This is a genomic window from Silvimonas iriomotensis (genome assembly GCF_014645535.1).
GTDB classification, from domain to species: Bacteria; Pseudomonadota; Gammaproteobacteria; order Burkholderiales; family Chitinibacteraceae; genus Silvimonas; species Silvimonas iriomotensis.
Genome location: NZ_BMLX01000001.1, coordinates 1443838 through 1467019, shown reverse-complemented (window position 1 = coordinate 1467019; position 23182 = coordinate 1443838). Strand labels below are relative to the sequence as shown.

Annotated in this window: 25 protein-coding genes and 1 rRNA gene; 14 read left to right on the top strand and 12 right to left on the bottom strand. The window is 60.0% G+C overall.

Annotated elements, in window-relative coordinates; all coding sequences use genetic code 11:
• Window positions 1-4: 4 nt before the first annotated feature.
• The 3 genes from rrf (at window position 5) to IEX57_RS06575 (ending at window position 1246) form a co-directional block, all read left to right on the top strand.
• Window positions 5-118 (top strand): 5S ribosomal RNA (gene rrf, locus IEX57_RS06585).
• 212 nt (window positions 119-330) lie between these two features.
• Window positions 331-816 carry a YciI family protein gene (locus tag IEX57_RS06580; RefSeq protein WP_229708812.1) on the top strand — a complete coding sequence of 162 codons (486 nt, stop codon included), beginning with the start codon at window positions 331-333 and terminating at the stop codon, window positions 814-816.
• Window positions 817-832: 16 nt separating this feature from the next.
• Window positions 833-1246 (top strand): VOC family protein, encoded by a 414-nt coding sequence (locus IEX57_RS06575; RefSeq protein ID WP_188703409.1) that lies wholly within the window; start codon window positions 833-835, stop codon window positions 1244-1246.
• A 71-nt stretch (window positions 1247-1317) separates the two neighbouring features.
• Here the strand turns inward: IEX57_RS06575 and IEX57_RS06570 are convergent, their stop codons facing one another.
• From IEX57_RS06570 to IEX57_RS06560, 3 genes are all read right to left on the bottom strand, one after another.
• Window positions 1318-2628, bottom strand: a complete 1311-nt coding sequence (locus IEX57_RS06570) for a phospholipase A (protein WP_188703408.1) — start codon at window positions 2626-2628, stop codon at window positions 1318-1320.
• A 109-nt stretch (window positions 2629-2737) separates the two neighbouring features.
• Complete coding sequence (locus IEX57_RS06565) at window positions 2738-3511, bottom strand: bestrophin-like domain (protein WP_188703407.1); 774 nt, start codon at window positions 3509-3511, stop codon at window positions 2738-2740.
• 75 nt (window positions 3512-3586) lie between these two features.
• The gene (locus tag IEX57_RS06560) at window positions 3587-4462 is read right to left on the bottom strand and encodes an HDOD domain-containing protein (RefSeq protein WP_188703406.1); all 876 of its coding nucleotides are present in this window, start codon (window positions 4460-4462) and stop codon (window positions 3587-3589) included.
• A 102-nt stretch (window positions 4463-4564) separates the two neighbouring features.
• Here IEX57_RS06560 and IEX57_RS06555 point away from each other — a divergent pair, with 102 nt between their 5' ends.
• Window positions 4565-5950 (top strand): glucoamylase family protein, encoded by a 1386-nt coding sequence (locus tag IEX57_RS06555; protein ID WP_229708809.1) that lies wholly within the window; start codon window positions 4565-4567, stop codon window positions 5948-5950.
• A 182-nt stretch (window positions 5951-6132) separates the two neighbouring features.
• On the opposite strand, the gene IEX57_RS06550 is transcribed toward IEX57_RS06555, so the two are convergent.
• The gene (locus tag IEX57_RS06550) at window positions 6133-8409 is read right to left on the bottom strand and encodes a PAS domain S-box protein (RefSeq protein ID WP_188703405.1); all 2277 of its coding nucleotides are present in this window, start codon (window positions 8407-8409) and stop codon (window positions 6133-6135) included.
• Between the two features lie 270 nt (window positions 8410-8679).
• On the opposite strand from IEX57_RS06550, the gene IEX57_RS06545 reads away from it, so the two are divergent.
• Together IEX57_RS06545 and IEX57_RS06540 are read left to right on the top strand one after the other, a co-directional pair.
• Window positions 8680-8871 (top strand): CsbD family protein, encoded by a 192-nt coding sequence (locus IEX57_RS06545; RefSeq protein WP_188696075.1) that lies wholly within the window; start codon window positions 8680-8682, stop codon window positions 8869-8871.
• A gap of 308 nt (window positions 8872-9179) precedes the next feature.
• Window positions 9180-9314: an entericidin A/B family lipoprotein gene (locus IEX57_RS06540; RefSeq protein ID WP_188703404.1), complete on the top strand. Its 135-nt coding sequence runs from the start codon at window positions 9180-9182 to the stop codon at window positions 9312-9314.
• A 22-nt stretch (window positions 9315-9336) separates the two neighbouring features.
• Here IEX57_RS06540 and IEX57_RS06535 read toward each other — a convergent pair whose 3' ends face one another.
• Window positions 9337-10761, bottom strand: coding sequence for a CHASE3 domain-containing protein (locus IEX57_RS06535; protein WP_188703403.1), 1425 nt, complete (start codon window positions 10759-10761; stop codon window positions 9337-9339).
• A 312-nt stretch (window positions 10762-11073) separates the two neighbouring features.
• On the opposite strand from IEX57_RS06535, the gene IEX57_RS06530 reads away from it, so the two are divergent.
• The 5 genes from IEX57_RS06530 to IEX57_RS06510 all read left to right on the top strand — a co-directional run bounded on the left by IEX57_RS06530 (window position 11074) and on the right by IEX57_RS06510 (window position 14570).
• On the top strand, window positions 11074-11613 hold the full coding sequence (locus tag IEX57_RS06530) for a ferritin-like domain-containing protein (RefSeq protein WP_188703402.1): 540 nt from the start codon (window positions 11074-11076) through the stop codon (window positions 11611-11613).
• Between the two features lie 61 nt (window positions 11614-11674).
• Window positions 11675-12325: a response regulator gene (locus IEX57_RS06525; RefSeq protein ID WP_188703401.1), complete on the top strand. Its 651-nt coding sequence runs from the start codon at window positions 11675-11677 to the stop codon at window positions 12323-12325.
• Between the two features lie 232 nt (window positions 12326-12557).
• Window positions 12558-12992 (top strand): response regulator, encoded by a 435-nt coding sequence (locus tag IEX57_RS06520; protein ID WP_188703400.1) that lies wholly within the window; start codon window positions 12558-12560, stop codon window positions 12990-12992.
• Window positions 12993-13328: 336 nt separating this feature from the next.
• Entirely contained in the window at window positions 13329-13844 is a 516-nt protein-coding gene (locus IEX57_RS06515) for a BON domain-containing protein (protein WP_188703399.1), read from the top strand.
• 114 nt (window positions 13845-13958) lie between these two features.
• On the top strand, window positions 13959-14570 hold the full coding sequence (locus tag IEX57_RS06510) for a glutathione S-transferase (protein ID WP_188703398.1): 612 nt from the start codon (window positions 13959-13961) through the stop codon (window positions 14568-14570).
• 390 nt (window positions 14571-14960) lie between these two features.
• On the opposite strand, the gene IEX57_RS06505 is transcribed toward IEX57_RS06510, so the two are convergent.
• The 5 genes from IEX57_RS06505 to IEX57_RS06485 all read right to left on the bottom strand — a co-directional run bounded on the left by IEX57_RS06505 (window position 14961) and on the right by IEX57_RS06485 (window position 17527).
• Complete coding sequence (locus IEX57_RS06505) at window positions 14961-15125, bottom strand: DUF1328 domain-containing protein (protein ID WP_188703397.1); 165 nt, start codon at window positions 15123-15125, stop codon at window positions 14961-14963.
• Between the two features lie 81 nt (window positions 15126-15206).
• Window positions 15207-15854 (bottom strand): AbiTii domain-containing protein, encoded by a 648-nt coding sequence (locus tag IEX57_RS06500; protein ID WP_188703396.1) that lies wholly within the window; start codon window positions 15852-15854, stop codon window positions 15207-15209.
• Between the two features lie 287 nt (window positions 15855-16141).
• On the bottom strand, window positions 16142-16576 hold the full coding sequence (locus IEX57_RS06495) for a PRC-barrel domain-containing protein (protein ID WP_188703395.1): 435 nt from the start codon (window positions 16574-16576) through the stop codon (window positions 16142-16144).
• 294 nt (window positions 16577-16870) lie between these two features.
• Entirely contained in the window at window positions 16871-17281 is a 411-nt protein-coding gene (locus IEX57_RS06490) for a hypothetical protein (RefSeq protein WP_188703394.1), read from the bottom strand.
• Window positions 17282-17371: 90 nt separating this feature from the next.
• Window positions 17372-17527 carry a DUF3309 family protein gene (locus IEX57_RS06485; RefSeq protein ID WP_188703393.1) on the bottom strand — a complete coding sequence of 52 codons (156 nt, stop codon included), beginning with the start codon at window positions 17525-17527 and terminating at the stop codon, window positions 17372-17374.
• 280 nt (window positions 17528-17807) lie between these two features.
• Between IEX57_RS06485 and IEX57_RS06480 the strand changes: the two genes are divergently transcribed.
• Window positions 17808-19760 carry an AsmA family protein gene (locus tag IEX57_RS06480; RefSeq protein WP_188703392.1) on the top strand — a complete coding sequence of 651 codons (1953 nt, stop codon included), beginning with the start codon at window positions 17808-17810 and terminating at the stop codon, window positions 19758-19760.
• A gap of 3 nt (window positions 19761-19763) precedes the next feature.
• On the opposite strand, the gene IEX57_RS06475 is transcribed toward IEX57_RS06480, so the two are convergent.
• Entirely contained in the window at window positions 19764-20651 is an 888-nt protein-coding gene (locus IEX57_RS06475) for a LysR family transcriptional regulator (RefSeq protein WP_188703391.1), read from the bottom strand.
• 117 nt (window positions 20652-20768) lie between these two features.
• Here IEX57_RS06475 and IEX57_RS06470 point away from each other — a divergent pair, with 117 nt between their 5' ends.
• Window positions 20769-21227 (top strand): CidA/LrgA family protein, encoded by a 459-nt coding sequence (locus tag IEX57_RS06470; RefSeq protein ID WP_188703390.1) that lies wholly within the window; start codon window positions 20769-20771, stop codon window positions 21225-21227.
• Window positions 21220-21912 carry an LrgB family protein gene (locus IEX57_RS06465; protein ID WP_188703389.1) on the top strand — a complete coding sequence of 231 codons (693 nt, stop codon included), beginning with the start codon at window positions 21220-21222 and terminating at the stop codon, window positions 21910-21912. Before IEX57_RS06470 ends, IEX57_RS06465 begins: the two co-directional genes overlap by 8 nt.
• Window position 21913: 1 nt before the next feature.
• Here IEX57_RS06465 and IEX57_RS06460 read toward each other — a convergent pair whose 3' ends face one another.
• Window positions 21914-23131, bottom strand: a complete 1218-nt coding sequence (locus IEX57_RS06460; protein WP_188703388.1) for an NnrS family protein — start codon at window positions 23129-23131, stop codon at window positions 21914-21916.
• Between the last annotated feature and the right edge of the window lie 51 nt (window positions 23132-23182).

Sequence of the window (23182 nt, the reverse complement as noted above, 5' to 3'; positions counted from 1 at the left end):
TACGTCTGGCGACCATAGCGAGTTGGCCCCACGCCTTCCCATCCCGAACAGGACCGTGAAACGACTTAGCGCCGATGATAGTGCGGATTACCCGTGTGAAAGTAGGACATTGCCAGACACCCATATAGAACGCCCGTACAGATACCTGTACGGGCGTTTTGCTTTTACCCCCGCATTGCGCGTTCCGCGCTGCCGGTCATCGATATTTCAATCGCTTTGACCGATAAATTGATCATTTAAAATCCTTTATATTCAATTGCTTATCAATTATCTGGAGTTTTACGGATTTTGATTGTCGATTTCTCGTTGGCTGATTCGTCGTACCCTTGAGTGCCGCAAATCATCAGCGCCTGCCGTGCTGGATTTTCTTCAAGGCACAGAAGGAATATGACAATGCGATTCATGATTATCCGTAAAGCAGATCAGGCGACCGAGGCCGGGGTGATGCCCAGCCAGGAATTGATCAACGCCATGATGAAATACAACGAAGAGATGATTCAGGCCGGTGTGATGCTGGATGGGGTGGGGCTGCAGCCTTCCGCCAAAGGCATGCGCGTCAGTTTTGCCGATGGCAAGCCTGTGGTTACAGATGGGCCATTTGCCGAGGCCAAAGAGCTGATTGCCGGCTTTACGATGATTGAGGTCAAATCACGCGAAGAAGCGCTGGAATGGGTCAAGCGCTGGCCCGCCATAGATGCTGGCGGCAAGGTGCAACTGGAGTTACGGCAGGTTTTCGAGGCTGAAGATTTTGGCGCGGAAATGGCCGATGCTGTACGCAAGCAAGAAACAAATCTGCGCGAGCGCGCTACTCACTGAACGGAAGGAGTCGGTAATGGATTTCACGCCTTATCTGAATTTTGACGGTACCTGTGAAGAAGCATTCAATTTCTACGCCAAATTGTTTAACGGCAAGATCCTGATGATGATGAAGCACGGCGATATGCCGCCGGGCAATGAACCGCCGCCGGAATGGGGCGAGAAGATCGTGCACGCCCGCCTTGAAGCAAATGGCCGCATCTTGATGGGTTCTGACGCGCCGCCCGTGTACGCCAAAAAGCCGCAAGGTTTTGCCGTGTCTGTGCTGCTGGATACGCCGGAAGAGGCTGATCGGGTTTATGCCGGTCTGGCCGACGGTGCTGTGGCGGTTGATATGCCGATCCAGGAAACATTCTGGGCGCAACGTTTTGCCATGCTGACCGACCGTTTTGGCATCCCCTGGATGATCAACTGTGAAAAACGCGGCTGATTGATGCGGCCAGCTTCAAAGAAAAAATGCCGGCATGCAAGCCGGCATTTTTTATGGGCAAAACGTGGCGGCTACCAGGTCTGGCGCGTAATGCTGTAACCAAAGCGTACGACATTGCTGTGCGATTTGTAGTCCAGCATGTTCTCGCCATAGCCGGTAAAGAAGTCGGCAAAGAAGAACCCGCCCACCGCAGGCCAGAGCCGGGCCATGGGGTAAGTGAACTGGAATTCCGCGCTGCCGTAGTCCGACTGGGTGCCTTTACGCAGTGTGGTAGCCAGTTGCCAGCCATCCTGCGTGCCATAGATGACATCCAGATCAAGAAAGCCGCGATAGTTGCGCATATCGGCGTTGTCGCTGCCGGGCGGGTAATAGTACAGCTTGGGCGCGACCACCCACTCGCCCTTGAGCGGGTCGCCAAAATGCAGGATGGGCCGCACAAAGGCGTAGTTGATGCTGCGCGAGTCGTCCCCGGCCTTGCCATTGGATTCGTGCCGCACGCCGGTTTCAAGGCCCAGCCGGCTGAACCAGTCTGCTTTGATGCCCGTATCGGGCACGTAGTAGAACAGGCTGGGCATATAGCTGCTGTCTTCAAACGGGTGCGAGTCTTCCGAGAGATTCCACATGGATCGCTCGGTGAAGCTGAAGTACAGGTTGTCCAGAAAACTGCGCGAGGCCGGGTTCTCCGGCAAGCCCAGCCGGTATTTAAAGCTGATCTGGAACTTGGACGTCACGTCGCCATTTTTGCCAATGCCAAAGTACATGGGTTCATAAGGCGATAGCCGTGCTTCGGCTGCCCGCAGCAAAGTGGGCGGTGTCGCCTGCTGACCGGGCGTTGCGACGGTGGCCGGTGGCGCGGGCACGCCGTCATCTTGCGGAGACTGATGCGGCGCGGCGCTTTCTGCTGCCGACGCAGTAGTGGCGGTCGCACCAGTGTCTGCGGTGGCAGGCTGGCCGGTCGGGGCCGCGCCCAGCGCGATCAGGACGGGCGCGGTATCAAAGCCATTGAGTTGAACCCGGATGGTGCCGCGCAGATTGGCCGGCAGTGCCGCTTCATAGGCCACCTTGCGGTAAGCCCCTGGCGCCAGGGTGACGGTATCCGGGCTGTTGGCAGCGCGTTGCAGCTCGACCGGCACGACGGGAAAGTCCGGGCTGCTGACCATGGCGTGCAAGGTCGCGGGCAGGGTGATGGTGGTGTCTTGCTGGCCTGGGTTGTCCAGCAACAGCGTAAACGAGAGCGGGCTGCCGGTCTTGAGCGTGCTGGAGGGGTGCAGTAGCGTGATTTCGGCCTGTGCGGGCGCGTAAATCAGCGCCAGGAGCGCGGCAAGCTGACTGATGACAAACATACCGACTGCGCGCTGGCGTGGGCGGATGCAGGCATTCACGGTGTTTCTCCCTTGATTTGTTATTGCTGTTCCGGGTCGCACTGTGTGTGCCGCACCGTGGTTCACGGGGGATCACTGTTGCCCTGCATCAATCTTCTGACAGTGTCGCTTACGGTGTAGCCAGTAGCGGGCGCAACGCCGTGAAGGAATATTCCTGCACGTCGCGCCGGATCAGCCCTTGCCCGGGGCTGTCCAGGTCCAGCGTCACGTACACCACCATGGCGGTTAGCAGGGCAAAACCCAGATAACCCGCCCAGCTGAAACGGCCCCGGCCGCCATGAACATACCCGCTGGTATACGCGGTGGCCGTCGCCATGATGAACAAGAGCCAGATGATGGTGCCGGGCAACCGGGCCTGAGCGGCGATCTGCCGGCTGGCCGCCAGCGAAAATGCCCGGTCCAGCGCATTGATCGTCTGGGTGCTGGCAAGGCCGTTGGCGGGTTCGTGCGACCAGTTCGCCACCTTGTTCCAGATTTGCTGCTGCAGATCGTCGCTGCGCTGAATGATGTTCTGGCGGGCCGTTTTGTCATGCTCCTCGTCATAGAAGGCGATCTGGGCATCCAGATAAAGCCGCAGCGCGCTGCGCAGCTCGGCCCGTTCTGCCGGCGGGTAGAGGTCTGCCCGCAAAATGACGCCGTGCAAAGCATTGGCGGCATCCACCAGCAGGCTGGCGCGGTTATCAAAGCGTGATGCCGCGCCAGAAAAGGTGAAGGCCAGCAACAGCCCCAGCAAACCAAACAAGCCCGTTTCGACGGCACTCAGGCTGCTTTGGGATGCGCTGTTTGCGCTTTGGTTGCGCTGCCGGGCAGACCACGCGGCGCCTGCAGCGGCGGCCAGCAACATCAGGAATGCAAGAAGCACGGCAATGGGCAAGCTGCTCATGGTCGGCAGTGTCCGCAATGAAGGTAAAAACAGATTGGATGAAGGCCCCGGCAGATGCTGGCCGGGGCGAAGGGCTTACCAGGTGCTCATGAAGTCGGCAACTGCGGCTTCAAATTCGGGCTGGAGGGCCACATATTTGGGATTGGTCAGTTCTGGCGGCTCGATGGCGGTGCCGGGGGCGTCCAGCTTTTGCACTTCGTTGAGCCCGTCAGCCCACAGGTTGGCGACGTAGACGACATCTGCCAGCGAACGCAGATGCTCGACCGGCGTCGTGCGCGGGAAATCATGGTCTGCGGCGGATTCGACCACTTCTTCCGGCAGGCCCAGCGCATCCAGCAAGATCACGCCGATGCTTTCATGCCATTGCGCTACCAGATACTTCACCGAATCAGGCCGTTCTACGAGTTCCGGGTAACGCACTGCGTGGTGCAGGATGTAGAACGCGCCCAGATCATGTACCAGACCTGCCAGCATGGCGCTGTCGGCATGCAGGTGCGGCGCCAGCTTTTGCGCCAGTACCCGCGCCACCATCGATGCTTTCAGGCTGTGCAGCAGAATCTCGCGCGAGAAAGCTTCAAACGGCGAGACCGCCTTCGATTGCGACATCTGTTCCATGGCGCACGCCAGGGCCAGCGAGCGCGTCGCCTGCATGCCGATGCGCATCAAGGCCTGGTTCAGATCGGTGACATTGGCGCCGCCGGGGTTGTAGGTCACAGAGTTGGCCAGCTTCAGGATCTTGCTGGTAACCAGCGGGTCTTTCTGGATCTCGACTGCAATTTTCTGAATGGTCGGCGCTTTGCTGCGCATCACCAGGCTGATCTTGGCGGTAATTTCAAAGCAGACCGGGAACACGATATTGCCGCCCATTTCCTGGGCAATCTGCTCCAGGATATGAAAGCGCTGTTCGTTAAGCTTGGAACCGGAAATATCAGGCGATTGGTGTTCAGACATAATCTCTTGCAATCGGGTGTCAACATGACGGCTTTATTCTAGTTCATAAGCTACAAAGCGTGCAGGCTCAGATGAATCGTACTGTCAGCAACTGTACGCTGGTTGCAACGTTGGGGAACCGAGCCGGGTTTTGCGCATCACAACGCAGACCCCGCCGTGACCGGGGCGACTGATCACAAGCAAGGAGGCGTTGCCATTTCTGCTGACACTCTGACCGATATCCAGCGCGCGGCTTTTGGTTATTTTGAGCACGAGACCAACCCGCACAACGGCCTCGTGCTCGACAAGACCGCGCCTGACTGGCCGGCCAGCATTGCCGCGGTGGGCATGGGGCTGGCGTCCTGGCCTGTTGGCGTCATGCGCGGTTTTGTGCCGCGGCAAACGGCCGTGGCGCGGGTGCTGGCCACCTTGCGTTTCTTCTGGCATGCCCCGCACGGGCCAGAGCCCGATGCCACCGGGCATCACGGGTTTTACTATCACTTTCTGGATATGCAGACCGGCCGCCGTTTTGGCCAGTGCGAGCTTTCCACCATCGATACCGCGTTTTTGCTGGCTGGCGCGCTCAGTTGCGCCCAGTTCTTTCAGCAAGATGATCCGGCCGAGTGCGAGATTCGCAGCCTGGCGGATGAGTTGTATCGGCGGGCAGACTGGGTGTGGGCCATGGGCGGGTTTTCTGCCGTGTCCATGGGCTGGACGCCGGAGGCCGGGTTTTTGCCATCGCTGTGGGAGGGCTATGACGAAGCCTTGCTGCTCTATGTGCTGGGCCTTGGCTCGCCCACGCATGCCTTGCCGCCAGAGAGCTACCAGACCTGGGCGTCGGGCTATCAATGGCAGCGCAATTACGGCGTGGATTATCTGTATTCCGGTTCCATGTTCACGCATCAGTTGTCGCATGTGTGGGTGGATTTCCGGGGCATTCAGGACGAGTTCATGCGTGGCAAAGGCATCGATTATTTTGAGAACAGCCGCCGCGCCACGCTGGTACAACAGCGCTACGCCATGGATAACCCGCGCGGCTTCAAAGGCTATGGCGAGTACTGCTGGGGTATTACGGCGTCTGATGGTCCTGGCCCGGCCCGGCGCATGGTCGATGGCGTCATGCGCGAGTTCTACGACTACGTCGCACGCGGCGTGCCGCACGGCCCGGATGACGGCACGCTGGCGCCGTGGGTGGTGGTGGCCTCGTTGCCGTTTGCGCCCGATATCGTGCTGCCGTGCATTGATTACTTTGTGCATGAACTGGATCTGCACACGGGTAATCCATATGGCTTCAAGGCCAGTTTCAATCCGACCTGGCCGGAGTCAGTGGACGGCCCATACGGCTGGGTTTCGCCCTGGCATTTCGGTATCGATCAGGGCCCGGTGGTGTTGATGATCGAGAATCATCTGCACGGCACGGTGTGGGACTGGATGCGCCAGTGCAGCTATATTGGCGCCGGTTTGCGGCGGGCGGGCTTTGCGGGCGGCTGGCTGGATGCAACGGTTTAGCCGCGTGAAAAGTGACACGCAGCGCTGAAAACTTGTCATGCCACCGTCACAATCAGCCCTTAAGATGCGTGCATTCCCAAGGGAATGACTTCTGCAGGGCTGAGTCCGAGATGCCTTGCACCAGTTACCAGTACAAAGCCCCGCCAGCGCGGGGCTTTGTTGTTTCTGGCGTCAGGCGGGCACTAATTGACGGCAAAAGTGTGTTTGCCGCTGGCTTTGGCGCGATACATGGCCGCGTCGGCCACGGCCAGTAGCTGATCGGCCGTCAGCGTGCATGCGCCAGAGCAGGTGGCAATGCCGATACTCGAACGCAGCGCCACGGGCTTGCCGGCAATCTGTGCCACTTGCCCGATCTGATCAAGCACCTTGGTCGCGACAAGACTGGCGGCGGCCTCCGGACTATCAAGCCCTTCCAGGATGATGGTGAATTCGTCCCCGGCCAGCCGCGACACAATGTCGGTTTCACGCACGGTACGGCTGAGCGTATCGGCAAAGGTTTGCAGCACCTTGTCGCCAAACTCGTGGCCGAGCGTGTCGTTGATCTGTTTGAAACCATCCAGATCAAGAAACAGCAAGCCGATCCCCAGCGCGCTGCGGCGGCTGCGGGCAATGGTTTCATGCAGGATGCGCATGAAGGCGCGGCGATTGGGCAGCCCGGTCAACGGGTCATGCGCTGCCTCAAACGCCAGTTTGTTTTCCAGCACCTTGCGCTCGGTGATGTCTTGCGAGAGCGTGTAAAAGCCCTGCACATGACCATCTGCACGGATTTCCGGCACCAGCGTGGTGTGGGTATACAGCGTGCCTTCCGGGCGGACCACCTGGTTTTCATAGGTGACCTGCTTGCCGGCCAGCGCCTGGGCAATATAAGGCTGCGCCGTGGCCAGCGCCGCTGCATCCACAACTTCGGCCATATGCTTGCCAAGCAGGCTGCCATTGCTGCCGCCAAACCAGGCTTCATAGGTGCGATTGGTAAACAGGTAGCACAGGTTTTCGTCCACGTGGCTGATCGGGCCGGGCATGTTGTCCGTCAACAAGCGCAGGCGCCAGCGGCTGGAGAGAATCTCTTGCTCGTCGGCCTTGCGTTGCGAGATATCCCGCAAGAAGGCGTTGACGATACGCTGGCCTTCAATGGTGTTTTCCGCCAGCGTGAGTTCAGCCGGAAACTCGGAGCCGTCTTTGCGCAACGCCGGAAACTGGATGTGCGATTTCTTGCCGCGATCACTACCGACGAACTGGTCAAACCCCTTACGGCCAGGCGCGCGCAAGCCGGCGGGGATCACCAGCTCCTGGGCCTGGCAGTGCAATACTTCGTCGCGTGACCAGCCCAGAATCTGCTCCGCAGCCTGATTCCAGGCGGTGATGGCGCCTTGCGGGTCCAGTTCGATAAACGCGTCGGTCGCATTGGCCAGGGTAAGGCGAAAACGCTCTTTTTCCAGCTGCAATGAATGCTGCATGGCCTCGCGCAGGCCCATTTCTTCCCGCAGTTGGGCCAGCGCGGATGACAACTCTTGCGTGCGCGTCTGCACCCGCAGCTCCAGATCCGCCTGCAGGCTCAGCAGCTCGTTTTCCATCTGCTTGCGCTGGGTGATGTCATTGATGATGGCAATGAACGAGCGCGACTTGTCGAACTCGTCATAAAAGAGTGAAACGGTCAGCAAAACCCACACCACCGCGCCGTTGGCGTGCAGATAGCGTTTTTCCAGTGTGTAGCTGTTGATCTCGCCGGCGAGTACTTTGCCAACCAGTTCCAGATCGCCCGCCAGATCGTCCGGGTGGGTGATTTCCTGAAAAGTCTTGTGCAGTAATTCGGCCTCGGTGTAGCCCAGCATCTGGCACAGCTGCTGGTTAACGCGCTGCCAGCTGCCTTCAGTAGAAACCACCGCGATACCGACGGCGGCGTGTTCGAAGGTTTTCTCGAACAGCGTCTGCGAATGCGCCAGTTCCCGCTCGGCGCGGTGCGCGCGCATGAACGATTCTTGCTGGCCGAAATACTGTTCAACAATCGCCCCCAGATCACGCAGGGTATCGGCATCGGTATCGGAAAACTCGCGCGGGTGCGGGCTGATCAGGCACAAGGTGCCGATCGGGTGGCCTTCCAGCGAGCGGATCGGCTGGCCGGCGTAGAAACGGATAAAGGGCGGGCCGACGACCAGCGGGTTGTCGGCAAAGCGCACGTCACGGGTGGCATTGCGCACGACAAGCGCGCCCGGCGCCAGAATGGCGTGGCCGCAAAACGAGATATCACGGGGTGTTTCCGACGCGTCCAGACCCACGCGCGACTTGAACCACTGCCGGTTGGTGTCAACCAGCGACACCAGCGCGATGGGCACGTCAAACAGCCGGCTGGCCATCCGGGTAATGCGATCAAGCTCGTGCACTGGCGGCGTGTCCAGTACACACATGGTTTGCAGCGCTTCGAGTCGGGCCTTTTCCTCAGGATGCAGGCTGGGGGCGATCAATGCTTTATCTCCGGAAAGTACAAAGTCATGATAAATCATCCAGGACAAATTCCTACCTCGCGCTGTCACGGGCACGAAGGGCAGGTTGTCAGCCTTTTGCCGGGGTGTGACAGACAAGGACTGACGCAAGAAACGGCTGCGTGCCCACAGTTTGCTTGCGTCGCACGCCGTACCATGATTTCCGTGCAGAGCGATACCGGGATGTCTTCCGGCAAACGCTGAATACCTGCATTTCCTGTCATTTTCTGAACAGACAAAGAGGAAAGCATCATGAACAAGGATCAAGTGAAAGGCCGCATCAATGAAGCCAAGGGCGCCGTCAAGGAAACCGTGGGCAAGGCCACCGGTAATCCGGGCACCCAGCTGAAGGGCAATCTGCAAAAGAACGCCGGCAAGGTCCAGGCTGCCGTGGGTGACGCCCGCGAAGACGCAAAGCGGACTGTGCGTACTACCAAACACTGATTGTCCGTACCGACTGCACGGGGTAGCCGCCTGGCTACCTGACTTGCACCCGCCCAGACCGCGTCTGCGGTTGCCTCTCCTTTGTCAGGGTGCTGCCGCGTTGTGAGAGCCGCCATCTCGCAACGCGGCTTCTTTTTTTTGCCGCGTTCTGCGCGCAACGTCTTCGAAAATCGGCCTTGTTGTAGGAAGTAGACGACAAAAAAATGGAGCTTGCAGCGACATTCCCGCGCCGGGCGAGCAGTTACATTGGTATCACCCAACAGCGGCGCGCCTGCCGCGCGACCCACAACACACCAAGGAGAGTTGTCATGAAACGAGTTTGCGTACTTGCTGCCTTGTTGATCGCCGCCAGCCTGTCTGCCTGCAACACCGTCAAGGGTGCAGGGCAGGATATCCAGAAGGGTGGCGAAAAACTGGAAAACTCGGCTGACCAACACAGCTAAGCGCCGCCCTGAACCGGCTCACTCAAGACAGCACCTTCGGGTGCTGTTTTTCTTTGATGAAGGTGCGCGGCAACAGCACGCGGGTATACATCCCCTTGCCTGGCTCGCTGCGCATTTCCAGCTTGCCGCCAATGGCGGTGGCGCGATGGCGGATGCCTTGCAGGCCGTGTGTGTCGCCAGGCAGGTTATCCAGATTGCAGCCGACGCCGTTGTCCTCGATCTCCAGCTTCATGTGTTCATCGTCGACCATCAGCGTGATCCCGATCTTGCTGGCCTGGGCATATTTGGCGGCATTGGACAGGCTTTCCTGCACGATGCGGTAAATGATCAACGACAGCGTTTCGTCGATTTTGGTCTCGTCATCGGGCAAGGACAGCTCCATTTGCCAGTTGCTGCGCTGGGCCGCGTCTTCGGCCAGTGAGCGGATCGACGCGATCAGGCCGAACGTGGACAGCAGCGACGGATGCAGTTCCTGCACCACGCGGCGTTTGAACTGGATGCCCTGATCCAGATTGCGCAAGGTGCGTTTGAGCTTTTCAAAAATGGCCGGGTACTGTTCCTTGATCTCGCGCTGCACCCAGGAGATATCCATTTTGGTGGCGGTCAGGATCGAGCCCAGCTCGTCGTGCAGTTCCCGGGCCAGCTTGGCCCGTTCACGCTCCACGCCCATCTGGTAATCCATCGACAAGGCAGTCAGCGCGCTGGTTTTTTCGTGGATACGGGCGTCAAGCACGGCATGTCGCTGGGCCATGTCGCGCGCCTGACGGTTCTTTTGCGCTAGCAGATTGGCAAACAGCAGCAACAAACCCAGGTTGAGGATCAGCACCAGTACCCAGGCGGCTGCCACCGCCAGCCGCACATACAGCACCACGCGCAGGCGGGCCGCCCGTTCTTGCTCCAGAATCTGATGTTCATTGGTCAGCAGGTCATCGATCCGGCGGCTGATCGACGCGGCCAGTTCAAAGCCGCGGTTGGTGTTCACCAGCTCCCGCCCGCGTTCCAGATCACCATTGCGCGCATAACTGATGCCGATATCCATTTCAGACAGTTTCTCGCCGATCTCTATCGATAACTGCTGTACCCGGCGGGCATCTCTGGGCGGGCTGTTGGGTTGCACCTCGGCGTAGCGGTCCACCATCTGGCCAGACAACTGACGGATTTTGGGCACGGTCTGGTCATACGCCATCTGGTATTGCAGATCGCCGTTGACCAGAAAACCGCGCTGGGCGGATTCTGCCTCCAGCAACAGCCGTTGCAAGTCCTGGAAGGCCCGGATGCGTTGATGCGTGGCGATGATGGCCGTGTTGTCTTCTTCTGCCTGGCCAATCCAGGTGTCAGACAAAAAAGCCGCCAGCACGGGCAGCAAGACTGCCAGCGCCAGCCCCGCCTGCAAACGCCAGCCCAGTGCCATGAGCATGCCGGGCAGATTACGCAGCATTTTCTTCATGTGATCTGTGAACTCCAGTACGCGAACCGAGCATGCATCATGCCCTGGACGTCATCGCGCACCCGCCCGCGCGTTGCCGTTTGCCTTGTAGGAATGAGCTGACAGCACCTTCAGCGACGCCCGCCTGTGGCCGGCTGGGCAAGGTGCCTATAGTGGGTTTCAACACTACTGATACCGCTTGCCCCGACCGACAGCCTGGCTGCCGGTGCACAGGGCGGGTTGTTGTGTCAGATACCGCGTATTTTACACCACAGCGCGTAACCTGCTTGTGGCCGTAAGGGTCGGCAGTTGCGCCACGCTTTGGAGCCAAACATGTCCCATACCGATGATTTTGTACTCGATATCGGAGAGATTCGGGAAAAAGCGCGCAAGGACGTGCTCGACGGTGCCCAGACCTCTACCTATACCGGCGATATTGGCACGGTGATCCGCCTGCTGAACGAGGCACTGGCCACTGAACTGGTCTGTGTGCTGCGCTACAAACTGCACCACTATGTGGCCAGAGGTATCCAGTCTGAAGCGATTGCTGCCGAGTTCGAAGTACACGCGGCGCAGGAAATGGAACACGCTGACAAGCTGGCGGCACGGATTGTGCAACTGGGCGGCAAGCCGGATTTCTCGCCCAAGGGGCTGTCAGACCGGGCGCACTCTGATTATGTCGAGGTCGATACCCTGCATGAGATGATCCGCGAGAATCTTGTGGCCGAGCGCATTGCCATTGACGTGTACCGCGAACTGGTCCGCTTTATTGCCGACAAGGACCCGACCACGCGGCGCCTGCTGGAAGATATCCTGGCGGTAGAGGAAGAACACGCCGATGAACTGGCCGACTGGCTGGTCAAAACCAAATAAACTCCGTTTATCCAGATAGAGAGGCAGTGGGGTGGTCCGTGCATCGCCCCCAAAGACAACCATGGTGAACAGCACAAACAAACGACGCATTTTGCTCGTGGACGACCACGGCATTGTCAGATCGGGTATGCGCTCACTGATCGAGCTTGAAGACGATCTGGAAGTCACGGCAGAGGCCAGTTCCGGTATGGAAGCCCTGCAATTGATCCGCAAGCAGGATTTCGACATTGTCTTGCTGGATATCTCCATGCCCGACAAGAACGGCGTGGATACTCTGCGCGACATGCAGCGCATCAAGCCTGATCTGGCGGTGCTGATTCTCTCCGGCTATGCCGAAGAGTTGTACGCACTCAACCTGATCCGCTCTGGCTGCCGCGGCTACCTGTCCAAAGATGCCGATCCGTCCGAGATCATCAAGGCCATCCGCACCATCTGCAATGGCCGGCGCTATGTCTCGGCTGAACTGGCAGATCTGCTGGCCAACGAGTTGATCAAGCCCAGCGACAAGCGCATGCACGAAATGCTCTCAGAGCGCGAGTTCCAGGTGTTCTACAAGCTGGCCAGCGGCAAATCGCCCACGGACATCGCCAACGAACTCTTTTTGTCCGTCAAGACCGTGAGCACCTACCGGGCCCGCGTGCTGGAAAAGATGAACCTGAAAACCAATGCTGATCTGACCTACTACGCCATCAAGAATGAACTGATCAACTGATCAACTGATCAACTGATCAACTGACCGGGCGTTGCGGCCAGTGGGCCGCATCGCCGCCGGACATGAAAAAACGGGGGGATGGTTTGAGTGTCGAATGCCATATAGATGCACACAGTGAACTCGGCTGTCGGCCTGGCCATCATCTCTTTGTCGCATGCATAACAATGAATCACTTCGGTAGCATGCGCTGCCGGATGACGCCAGCGCCTGACCGCGCAGTCCGGAACGGATCATGAGTACAGAATTGACGTCCCCGCCGTCTGAAACCGGGACCGGGCAGGTGGTTACCGCCTTGCTGGTCGAAGACTCCGTATTGATCCGCGAAGCGCTGGTCGAAGCCTTGTCGGCCAGCGGACATGTGGTGTTTACCGCCTTTGCCGCGACAGCCAACGATGCCATCGCCGCGCTCAAGCAACAGCGCTTTGATCTGGCGGTGATTGATCTTGAATTGCTGGAGGGCACGGGTTTTGATGTGCTGTCCTACATCAAGAACAACGAGCTGAACCCACCCGTACGCGTCGTGCTGACCAATCATGCCTTCAGCCTGTACGAACGGCGGGCGCGCATGCTGGGTGTCGAGCACTTTTTTGACAAATCCATGCATTTTTCCGAAGCGGTGCAGACGATTGAAAACGTCCACCCGCGCCAGCCTGATCTGCCCGCCTGAAACCACCACCCGTACCCCGGCCCGTGGCTGACCCCAGGGGCGGGGTGGTGTCAGACAAGACCCACAAACGCACCATCTGGCCCCTACAGGGCAATCAGGACCCGTGGGACATTCCGCAGCAGGGCATCGTCATACATTGTAATCACCGAGCAATAACATCAAGGTGACGACGATGGCCAAATATCTTGTTGCGTGGATTTTGGGGGTGCCGTTTTCTTTGTTGCTGATGTGTTACCTGCTGTTTCACTGACCCTCGTCCCGGCCGCGCAGGCCGGGCACGCCACCTGATCTGATCGTTTGTTTGTCCATCGCGCTCAAAGCAAAGGAGTTAACCCAATGCCCGTCAAGCGTATCTTGAGTTCTACCCCATCTGTGCTGGCCCTTAGCGTGCTGGCGTTCAGCGTACTTGCAGGTTGTCAGAAACATGACGACAACGAGCCCGTGACCGCATCCAGCGTGGCGTCCGGCGCGGCGATGGAGGCCTCGGTGCCAGAAGCACCCGCCACCTCGCAGCAATCGGGCAGCGGCGATTCTTCTGCGTCGGCCAAGCTGCAAGATGCCGCCTCTGACATGGCCGCAGCGGCCTCCAGTGCCAAAGACGCGCTGGCAGATTCCTCTGCCAAGGCGGGGGCAAAACTGGATGACGCCACCGTCACCACACGCGTGAAAGCGGCCCTGGCCAAAGACGCCGGCCTGAACACGCTGGCGCTCAATGTCTCCACCAGCGCCGGCGTGGTGACGCTGTCGGGCGAGATCAATACCGAAGCCAAACACGCCGAGATCAAATCGGTGGTGTCCGGTGTCGATGGCGTGACTTCCCTGGTCGACAACACCACGGTGAAGAGTCAGTAAGCAGCAGTGTCTGACCCGTTCCGGCAACGCCAGCGCCTTTTGCGCTGGCGTTTTGCTTTTCCCGCAGGTGATCCCGCCGGATAATGGCGTTTTCTCACGCTACAGAAGCTTGCCGTGCCCAGTGCAGCGCTCCCCGTTCTTTACACCTTCCGCCGCTGCCCCTACGCCATCCGCGCCCGGCTGGCGCTGGCGGCCAGCCAGATCCCGGTGTTGCATCACGAAGTCAGCCTGCGGGACAAACCGGCCGCCATGCTGCTGATCTCGCCCAAGGGCACGGTGCCCGTGCTGCAGCTGGCCGATGGCACGGTGCTGGAACAAAGCCTGGACATCATGTTGTGGGCGCTCCACCAGCATGACCCGCTTGGCTGGCTGCCCGGCTGCGGTTGGGATGACGCCGCGCGCGAGCTGGTGGCCACCAACGATGGCGAGTTCAAACGCAATCTGGACCGCTACAAATACCCAGAGCGTTATCCGGAACTGGATCAGGCCGGGCATCGGCAACAAGGCGAGGTGTTCTTGCGCACGCTGGAACAGCGTCTTGACGGCCAGCCGTGGCTGGCAGGTGCCCATGCCGGCCTTGTGGATATGGCGATCCTGCCGTTTGTGCGGCAGTTTGCCCATGTCGACAAAGGCTGGTTTGCCAGCGCGCCTTATCCGCAAGTACGGACGTGGCTGGATGGCTTTCTGGAGAGCGCGTTGTTTGCAGGGGTAATGGAGAAGCGGTGAGCGCGCTCAGGGCGTTGCGCGCGCGGTGTAGATCAAACACTGCAGTAGTACCCGTGTGAGTCGAGCCGGGCCCCAGCCCTGGACCCTTGCGCGTGGCCAGTTCCTTGCTACCCGCAACCACGCCATCGAGTATCCCATCCTGACCCCGCCCAACACTCCGTCATACCAGCCCTGAGCCGGCATCCACGACAGCCGCCGCAATCCTGGTGCCCATCCAGCCTGTCTGCACAACCCCAAGCGCCCGCGCACGCAAATGCGCCGCCCAAAAAAAGACCGGATAACCCATCAGGGACTATCCGGTTGCCGAAGTAGAGCAGGGAGGGGAAAACAGGTTCAAAGCTCACACGATGGATCAGTAACGACAGGTAAGTCGTGACTGTTCAGCGTGCGCTACCAGCCTCTGAGGAAGCCCAGCACGATGCTGACGAGGAAAATCACGATGAACAGGAAGAACAGGATACGGGCGATGTCCGCTGCGCCAGCGGCGATGCCGGTAAAACCCAGCAGTGCGGCGATCAGGGCAATCACAAAGAACACAACAGCGTAGTGCAACATGACGGACTCCTTTGCGGTTCTGGCGTTATTGGAATAACGGTCTGGCAAAAAAGGCGCACAGGTTTCGTTGTGCGCAATGGCTTAAGCCATGCGGCGCTCTTGCCCTGCGTAGTGGCTGCCGGTGGCAAGCCGCAGGTCCGGGCGCAGCGGGGGTTCTGGCTGGATGGCGTTGATGCTGGTATTGATCGCGACGCTTTGTCCGAAGCCAAATTCGATCTCGTTCAAGGCAAACAGCAGCTCGTCGCGGCAAGAGGCCACCATTTCGCACACGGCACCGCGGTGGATGGTTTTCCAGCCTTCCAGGCAGCGCATGGCGGGTACAAACGGGCGGGTTTCCGCGTTGAGCTGGGCGACAAGCTGGCGCGGCCAGTTCTCGCGCAGTTCGTCATCATGTTTGCCCAACAGATACGGCATGTAGTCAGACACCGGGTTGCGCAAGTGGCTGTAGGCCAGGTCTTCACGCAGCCAGGCGGGGATCAGCTCGCCCGAGATCAGCATGGCGTCAATCACCACCTGGTTGCCCTGCAAACGTACCCACGCCTGCGCGCTGACGACGCGGTATTCGGGCAGTGCTTCGTCATCTGGATAACCGTTGAGTTCATGGTCAGCCCAGCGTTGCACCCGAACGTTACCAGCAGCAATGGCCAGCCGTTGCGTGCGTTTGAGCAAACTCACAAGACTGGTGGTGCGGTTATGCAGTGCGTCCCGGATGGCTTTGCATTCGTTCATGATGTGCTGCCTTTCTCTATGGGTTTTATTCAATCAATCCGTCCCTGGCGTTTGAGCGGGTGCCTGGCCGGGCCGGTATTCGCTTGTTCGATGGATGCATCGTACGGCGTACTGCGCTACAGAAATGTCGGGCGGCGGACGCGATGTGCTGTCGGCAGGGCTGACTGCCCGGGTAGTCCGCATCTGACATGGCGACAACCACGGCACGCCGCATGAAAAAGGCCGCCAGCACAAGGCTGGCGGCCATTTGCGCCCCCATGGGGCGGGGCGGGAACAACGTGCCGGCATCAGTGCGGCAGGTTGTCCTTCCAGTACGGATCGGCCCGGTAATAGCTATGCAGGTTGCTGGCCCATTGCTCGTCGGCAAAGGTCGGCCAGTGGTCCTTGTCGAACCCGGGCGCGTTCTTGAGGGTGTCTTTGTCCACGCCGATCAGCATGAACTCTTTATTGACTTCATCCAGTCTGAGGGCCGACCAGGGAATGGCGAACAGCTTGTCGCCCATGCCCAGAAAGCCGCCAAAAGACAGCACTGCGTACGCGACGCGACCATTGGTGACATCCAGCACAAACTGGTCAATCTTGCCCAGATGTTCGCCTTGCTCATTGACCACCTTGTAGCCTTCGACCTCGTGCGAGGCAATAACCTGTGCGTTTATGCCGGCAGCGTTCGTGGTGGTGGTTCGCGGTGTGGAGGTATACGACTGATTGCCTGGCAACGTCATGATGAACTCCTTTGATAGCGGATTGGCAATATGCCGGAACGGGGCTACCGTTCTGCCCCGGCAGCGTGTCCCGAACCGACAAGTCCATCTTGAACCGCCGGCCAGTGCGGAAATGTCGGTGAAGGACGGGATTGCTGTGCGGGTTTACGCAAGGGCGCTATGGGGAGAGGACTACAGCGACGCTGCGGCCCTGGTTTTGCGCTGATCCGCAAAAAAACCAGCCCGCAGGACTGGCACGTCCATGCGGGCTGACAGGGGCAGGGTTGAACTGAGCTGCAACGGGGCCTGGCCCGTTCAGATCAGGCGCAGGCCATCTGGCTGAACCAGTTCGTGTTCTTCGTTCAATTGCAGCCGGACGGTCGATGGCCGTGCGGCCGTGGCGCTGTGTTTGAGGGCACAACTGCCGGGCAGGCTGAGTAGATCACCGGCCGCCAGGGCGTGCTCTGCGATCAGGTAACGGCCGTAACCCCGCAACAGCGGGGATTCGGCGTCCTCAATCGGCGTACACGCCGTATTGGCGCGCCCCTGCGGCATGATCAACCCGGTGGGGCTGATGATGGCGACTGGAACGGGCGACTCCTCGGCGGCTGCCGCAGCCGGTCTACCCATATTGAGTGCCTGGGCAATGGCCATGCACAGGGCGGCGGCGGCCAGCAGATCAAGCATCAGCCCGCCGGCCCGCCAGCGTTTTGTTGAAGTGTCCATGACAGCATCTCCTCGATCCTGAAACGGCGCGTTGTTGAAAAAGAGCATGGTTTTTGACAGGGGTGAACAGTGAGTTTCAAACCAGGCGGGTCAGACCACGCCCATGACCAGCAGCACGATCAGCACCACCAGCAAAACGCCGGTGCCGCCGCTGGGCCCGTAGCCCCAGTTACGGCTATGCGGCCAGGCAGGCAGCGCGCCGATGAGGATCAGGATAAGAATCACTAACAAGATGGTGCCTAACATTGCGGTCTCCTTTGTGTGTTGTCGGTTTGCCGCAGGAAGCCCGGCAAGCCGGTATTCCACGTGATAGAGCTTACTTGCTGGGCCTGGCCGGACATGTCGGTGGCATACGCGGCCTGCAGGGGAAAGCCTCGCGTCGCCGTGTAGGACAATGCCGACATGGACGCCGTGTAGGTGTTTTCTGGCGTGGCAAGGGGCGGTGGGCGGATGGCGCGGGGACGATGGCGGCGAATAATGGTGACAGGGGGCGTATCCAACACCAAAGCTGCGGGGTATCCGGTTCATGACCACAAAACGCAGAAGACGCTGGCCTGCCGTGCTGGCGGTGATCGTGGCGCTGATTGCGCTGGCCATTTATCTCTTTAACTGGAACATGCTGCGCGGGCCGATTGCGGAACGCGTATCGGACAAGCTGGGCCGGCAATTTGCCATTACTGGCAATCTGGACGTCAAGCTGGGCTGGACGCCGACCATCACGGCCGAAGGGCTGACGCTGGCCAATGCGCCGTGGAGCAAGACGCCCACCATGGCGAGCTTGCAAAAACTGGAGTTCGACCTGCCGCTCAAGCCCCTGCTGCACAAGGAAGTCCAGTTGCCGCGTGTGGTGCTGACCGGCCCGGATGTCACGCTGGAGCAAAACGCACAGGGCCAGAATAACTGGACCTTCGACAAACTGGCCACCAGCAGCAATGACCAGACCAGCAGCAGCGCGCCCGCCGTGAAACTGGGCCAGGTCAATGTCGAGAACGGACACGTCCATTACCTGGATACCCAGGGTTCTGATGTCAACGCGACTGTGGCCACCCGAAACGGCTTGGAAGGCGCCGAAGCCGCGATTGATATCGCCGCGAAAGGGGCGTTCCGCAAGCTCGATTTCAATGTGAATGCCACCGGCGGCGGCGTGCTGGACCTGCGTGAAGCCGATAAACCATACCCGCTGGAAGCTTCCGGCGTGGTGGGACAAACGCGTTTTGCCGCCAAAGGCACCGTGACCAATCCGCAAAAGCTGGGCGTGTTGTCGCTCAACTTCAATCTGTCAGGCCAGAGCCTGGCGCAACTTTTTCCCATTCTGAAACTGCCGCTGCCCGCCACGCCGCCGTACCGCCTTGCCGGGCATTTGCAGCACCAGAATCAGGTCTGGCAATTGCAGCGCTTTACCGGGCGCGTGGGTAGCAGTGATCTGTCCGGCAATTTTGCGGTCGATCTGGCCCCAAAAACGAAGATGATCACGGCGGATCTGCAATCGCAAAAGGTGGATCTGGCCGATTTCTCCGGCTTTATCGGCGCCCGTTCGGAAAGCGGTCAGCCGGCGCCGCCCAAAGGTGATCGGGTACTGCCGGATAACCCGTTCAACGTGGAAAAGCTGAACGTGGCCAATGCCGACGTGAAGTTCCATGGGGCGCAGATCGTCAATGCCAGCTTGCCGCTGGATAACCTGGACGCGCATTTGCTGCTGCAAGATGGCGTGCTGCGGTTTGACCCGCTCAACGTCGGTGTGGCCGGTGGTCATGTGGTGTCAAAGCTCAGCCTGGACAGCAATGCCACGCCGCTCAAAACCGCGGTGGATGCTTCGGCCAGCCGCCTGCAACTGACGCAGCTGGTGCCGGAACTGGGTAAGAGCAAAGAGGCCAGCGCCGGTCTGGTTGGTGGCAAGGCGCGGCTGGATATGCAGGGCAACAGCGTGGCGAAAATGCTGGGCTCGGCCAATGGCAATGTGGCGGTGATCATGGATGGCGGCCAGATCAGCAAGCTTTTGATGCGGCTGACCAATCTGGATGTCGCCAACCTGGTGCCGATCCTGTTTACCGGCGACAAGCCCGTGCCGGTGCGCTGCATGGTGGCGGATCTGGGGGCAACCAATGGCGACGCCACCATCAAAACGCTGATTCTGGATACCGATAAACAGGTGGTCACCGGCAGCGGCAATATCAATTTCCGCGATGAGCACATTGATATGGCGCTCAAGTCCAACCCCAAGGACATCAGCCTGGTGGCGTTCCGCGGGCCGATTAATATCAGCGGCCCGTTCAAAAAGCCGTCGGTGCGCCCGTCGTTGCCGCAACCGGTGGGGCGTGCGGCCGCCGCGGTCGGGCTGGCGTTTATCTCGCCGCCGCTGGCGCTGCTGCCGCTGGTGGATATCGGCACCGCCAAAGACACGCCTTGCGCGCAGATGATGGAGACCGCCAGCGCGCATGCGGTGCAGACGCCAACGACGGTGCACAAGGCGCGGCCCTAAACGTTATGCGGACGCCTTGCCAAACTGCGCCTCGCAACACTGCAGCCAGCTACGGCCCGCGCGGGAGAGGTAATCGTGGCGCCAGACAAAGCCCAGTTGCCAGACCAGCGTCGGGTCTGCCAGGGGCCGCAGCGCCACCCGCGCCGGGTCCAGTTGCCGGGCAATGGGCTCCGGCAGCAGGGCAATGCCCATCTGCGCCGCGACCATCTCGCCAATGAAATCCCAGTGCCGACTATGCCCGGCCACTTGCGGCGAAAAACCGGCTTGCTCACACGCCGCGACAATCATGTGCGCCAGCGCAAAATCATCTTCGTACATCACAAAGGGCCAGTCGGCCAGATCGGCAATGGCCACCGGCGCAGCGCTGTCCGGTGCTTGTCCGGCGGGGTAAACCACCACCAGCGCCTGGCGGGTGACGGGCAGGGTGGCCAGGCCGGATGTGGTGGCCGGCAGCACGGTAATACCCAGATCAAGATCACCATTGACCACGCTTTCTTCCAGCGCGCGGCCACCTTGTTCCTGCAAGCGCAAGGTCACACCGGGATACAGCTTGCGAAACTGCCCGATCACCGGCGCCAGATAGCGCCCGGCCATGGGCGGAATGCCCACTTTCAACTCGCCCCGCGCCATGCCATCGACTTCGGCCACTTCCTGGCGTAGCCGCGCGGCTTCGGCCAGTACCGCCTGCGCCCGGATGTACGCCACCTTGCCGGCATCGGTCAGCAGTACCTTGCGGCCTTCACGCAGCAGCAACAGGCCGCCCAGCTCATCTTCCAGCTGTTTGACCATTTTGCTCACGGTCGGCTGGGTCACAAACAAGGCCTCGGCCGCGCGGGTAAAACTTTGCTGGCGGACCACTTCGACAAAATAACGCAGGGCGCGGATATCCATGACGATCAATGCATTCCATATTGGAATTGATCTGGTAATTATTATTCATTTTATGTCTGGATAGGACGTTTTTATACTGACGGCATTACTTAATGCATCGCCTTTGGTTTGCGCATCATGTCCAGTTCAATCACCTCTGCCGCTTTTGTCTCCGCCGCGCCCGGCAAGCCGCTGGCGCTACGCGTGCGCCAGTTCTCCAGTGTCACGGTGCAGGTGCTGGCGCTGTCGGCTTTATGGCTGCTGGCCGCGTGGATGCAGGCGCGTTGGCATGTGCCGATTCCGGCCAGTTTGCTGGGCCTGCTGATGCTGACCGTGTTGCTGTTTGCCGGCGTGGTGAAAACCGGCTGGATTCGTCACGGCGCCAACTGGTTGCTGGGCGAAATGCTGCTGTTCTTTGTGCCTGCCGTGCTGGCCGTGGTCAACCATCCGGAACTGATTCGCAGCGAGGGCTGGCGCGTGTGCACGGTGATTGGTGTCTCTACCGTGGCGGTCATGGTGGTGACCGCGTTTGTGGTCGACGTGGTGTACAAGTTTGAGCTCAAACTGGCCCGCCGCCGGAGTAACCGTCATGTCTGATTCAATGCTGGCCGCGTTCTGTTTTGTGCTGACCATTGCGCTGTATTACGCCAACAAGCGCATTTATGACCGCAGCTTGCGCATCGTGCTGATGCCGCTGCTGCTCACGCCGGCCATTCTGATTGCCATCGTGTTGCTGGCCGATATCCCGTATCAGGACTACATGGCGGATTCGCACTGGCTGATGTGGTTGCTGGGCCCGGCGACCATCGCGTTCGCACTGCCCATTTACGATAACCGCGCCATGGTGCGCAAACACTGGCTGTCGATCAGTGCCGGGGTGATTGCGGCGGTGATCACATCGGTGGTCAGCTCGGTCATGCTGGCGCGCTGGCTGGGCTTGTCGGTCATGCTGCAAAAGGGGCTGGCGGTACGCTCGGTGACCACGCCGTTTGCCATTGAAGCGGCCAGATCCATGGGCGGCCCGGCTGATCTGGCGGCGGTCTTTGTGGTGATTACCGGCGTGTTGGGGATGGCGATTGGTGAAACCGTGCTGGCCTGTTTGCCCATGATCCGCAGCCGCTTGGCCCATGGCGCCATTTTTGGCGCGGCGGCCCACGGCGCCGGCACCGCCAAAGCCCGGCAGATTGGCGAAGTACAAGGGGTAGTGGCCAGCCTGGTCATGATGACTGCCGGGTTGATCAGCGTGCTGGCCGCGCCGTTGATCGGGCATGTGTTCTTCTGATTCAGCCCGGCTGGCCGTCGGCGCGGGCTTGCCAGTACATCGGCACATAACGCCAGCCCCACGTGGCGACGGTCAGTAAAGCCAGGACTGCGGCCATGCTGAACCAGAGCGTGGCGGCATGGGGAAAGAATTCTCCTGCCAGCCGCGCCAGCGCTACGGCATGCATCAGCCAGTACAGCACCCACGTCACCCGCGTGATGGCGAGCGGCCGGCCGGAGTGGCCCAGCGAGACGCGCGTGACAAACCCCAGCAAGGTGCAGCAGAAAAACCCGATAGTCAGCGCGTGCAGCGGCGCCAGCCCACCCGCATACAGGCCAACTGAGGCCGCCCGACCCTGCGCGGCATACAAGGCCAGCGCGATCCCGGCCCACAGGAAAGCTGCATGCAACATCGCCAGCAGGGGCACTTTGAAGCTGCGCCGTAAACACCAGCGGTAGCTGGCGTACAGCAACAAACCGGCGAAAACCAGATCAGTGATACCGCTATTGATGCGTGGCGCAAACCAGCTGACAAGGCTCAGCCCGGCGTGCGCCAAAGCCAGCAGCAGCCACGCATACAGCAACCAGAAGGGTCGCCAGGCCTGATAAGGCTGCAAAACGGAGGCAGAAAAGAACGGCACCATGCGGTGACTGACAATCAGGAACACGGGTAGCAAAAACGCCCAGATGCCGATCTGGATGGCGCATTGCACCCATAACGCGGTGTACACGGTGGCGGGGTACAGACTGGCTGCCAACTGGAAGGCCAGTGCGGGTAATGCCAGCACAAAGGCCGCCAGCACCAGCCAGGCATGGCGGCGATCTGCCACTGCACTGGCCCGAATGCGATCCGCCCAGATCCACACTGCAAACGCCCAGGCTACGACGTGCAATGCATCTCCGGCCACCTGCAATGGCGGCAGCAGCGCGGCCAGCGCCACCAGCACGGACCCCAGCGCGTACAGGGCAATGCTGCCAACCCAGTGCACTTTGGCGGGGGCGGCGACATTCAGCCATTTGGGGCCGGCAGTATTGATAAAACCCAGCATGAACAGCGGAAAGAAGCCAAAGATCATCAGATCGGCATGCAGCCAGGCCGGCGGGATGGGCGAGGCCACGCTGACCCCGGTCAGCCGCAGCACAATCACCCAGGCCCACCAGGCCATGGCGGCCAGCAAAACCACGCTGCCGCTGAAAAAGCCGGCGCGATGCGGGGCCGACAGCAAGTTTGATCCGGGCATAGGGGGGGTCCTTCAGGCCTGCGTGAACAATGAAAAGGGCCATCGGGCCAG

What these genes read in the sequence shown, in the direction of transcription:
- IEX57_RS06575 (WP_188703409.1), top strand. Translation starts at nt 833, where the DNA reads ATGGATTTCACGCCTTATCTGAATTTTGACGGTACCTGTGAAGAAGCA.
- IEX57_RS06565 (WP_188703407.1), bottom strand. Translation starts at nt 3,511, where the DNA reads ATGAGCAGCTTGCCCATTGCCGTGCTTCTTGCATTCCTGATGTTGCTG.
- IEX57_RS06560 (WP_188703406.1), bottom strand. Translation starts at nt 4,462, where the DNA reads ATGTCTGAACACCAATCGCCTGATATTTCCGGTTCCAAGCTTAACGAA.
- IEX57_RS06545 (WP_188696075.1), top strand. Translation starts at nt 8,680, where the DNA reads ATGAACAAGGATCAAGTGAAAGGCCGCATCAATGAAGCCAAGGGCGCC.
- IEX57_RS06540 (WP_188703404.1), top strand. Translation starts at nt 9,180, where the DNA reads ATGAAACGAGTTTGCGTACTTGCTGCCTTGTTGATCGCCGCCAGCCTG.
- IEX57_RS06535 (WP_188703403.1), bottom strand. Translation starts at nt 10,761, where the DNA reads ATGAAGAAAATGCTGCGTAATCTGCCCGGCATGCTCATGGCACTGGGC.
- IEX57_RS06530 (WP_188703402.1), top strand. Translation starts at nt 11,074, where the DNA reads ATGTCCCATACCGATGATTTTGTACTCGATATCGGAGAGATTCGGGAA.
- IEX57_RS06525 (WP_188703401.1), top strand. Translation starts at nt 11,675, where the DNA reads ATGGTGAACAGCACAAACAAACGACGCATTTTGCTCGTGGACGACCAC.
- IEX57_RS06520 (WP_188703400.1), top strand. Translation starts at nt 12,558, where the DNA reads ATGAGTACAGAATTGACGTCCCCGCCGTCTGAAACCGGGACCGGGCAG.
- IEX57_RS06515 (WP_188703399.1), top strand. Translation starts at nt 13,329, where the DNA reads ATGCCCGTCAAGCGTATCTTGAGTTCTACCCCATCTGTGCTGGCCCTT.
- IEX57_RS06505 (WP_188703397.1), bottom strand. Translation starts at nt 15,125, where the DNA reads ATGTTGCACTACGCTGTTGTGTTCTTTGTGATTGCCCTGATCGCCGCA.
- IEX57_RS06500 (WP_188703396.1), bottom strand. Translation starts at nt 15,854, where the DNA reads ATGAACGAATGCAAAGCCATCCGGGACGCACTGCATAACCGCACCACC.
- IEX57_RS06495 (WP_188703395.1), bottom strand. Translation starts at nt 16,576, where the DNA reads ATGACGTTGCCAGGCAATCAGTCGTATACCTCCACACCGCGAACCACC.
- IEX57_RS06490 (WP_188703394.1), bottom strand. Translation starts at nt 17,281, where the DNA reads ATGGACACTTCAACAAAACGCTGGCGGGCCGGCGGGCTGATGCTTGAT.
- IEX57_RS06485 (WP_188703393.1), bottom strand. Translation starts at nt 17,527, where the DNA reads ATGTTAGGCACCATCTTGTTAGTGATTCTTATCCTGATCCTCATCGGC.
- IEX57_RS06480 (WP_188703392.1), top strand. Translation starts at nt 17,808, where the DNA reads ATGACCACAAAACGCAGAAGACGCTGGCCTGCCGTGCTGGCGGTGATC.
- IEX57_RS06475 (WP_188703391.1), bottom strand. Translation starts at nt 20,651, where the DNA reads ATGGATATCCGCGCCCTGCGTTATTTTGTCGAAGTGGTCCGCCAGCAA.
- IEX57_RS06470 (WP_188703390.1), top strand. Translation starts at nt 20,769, where the DNA reads ATGTCCAGTTCAATCACCTCTGCCGCTTTTGTCTCCGCCGCGCCCGGC.
- IEX57_RS06465 (WP_188703389.1), top strand. Translation starts at nt 21,220, where the DNA reads ATGTCTGATTCAATGCTGGCCGCGTTCTGTTTTGTGCTGACCATTGCG.
- IEX57_RS06460 (WP_188703388.1), bottom strand. Translation starts at nt 23,131, where the DNA reads ATGCCCGGATCAAACTTGCTGTCGGCCCCGCATCGCGCCGGCTTTTTC.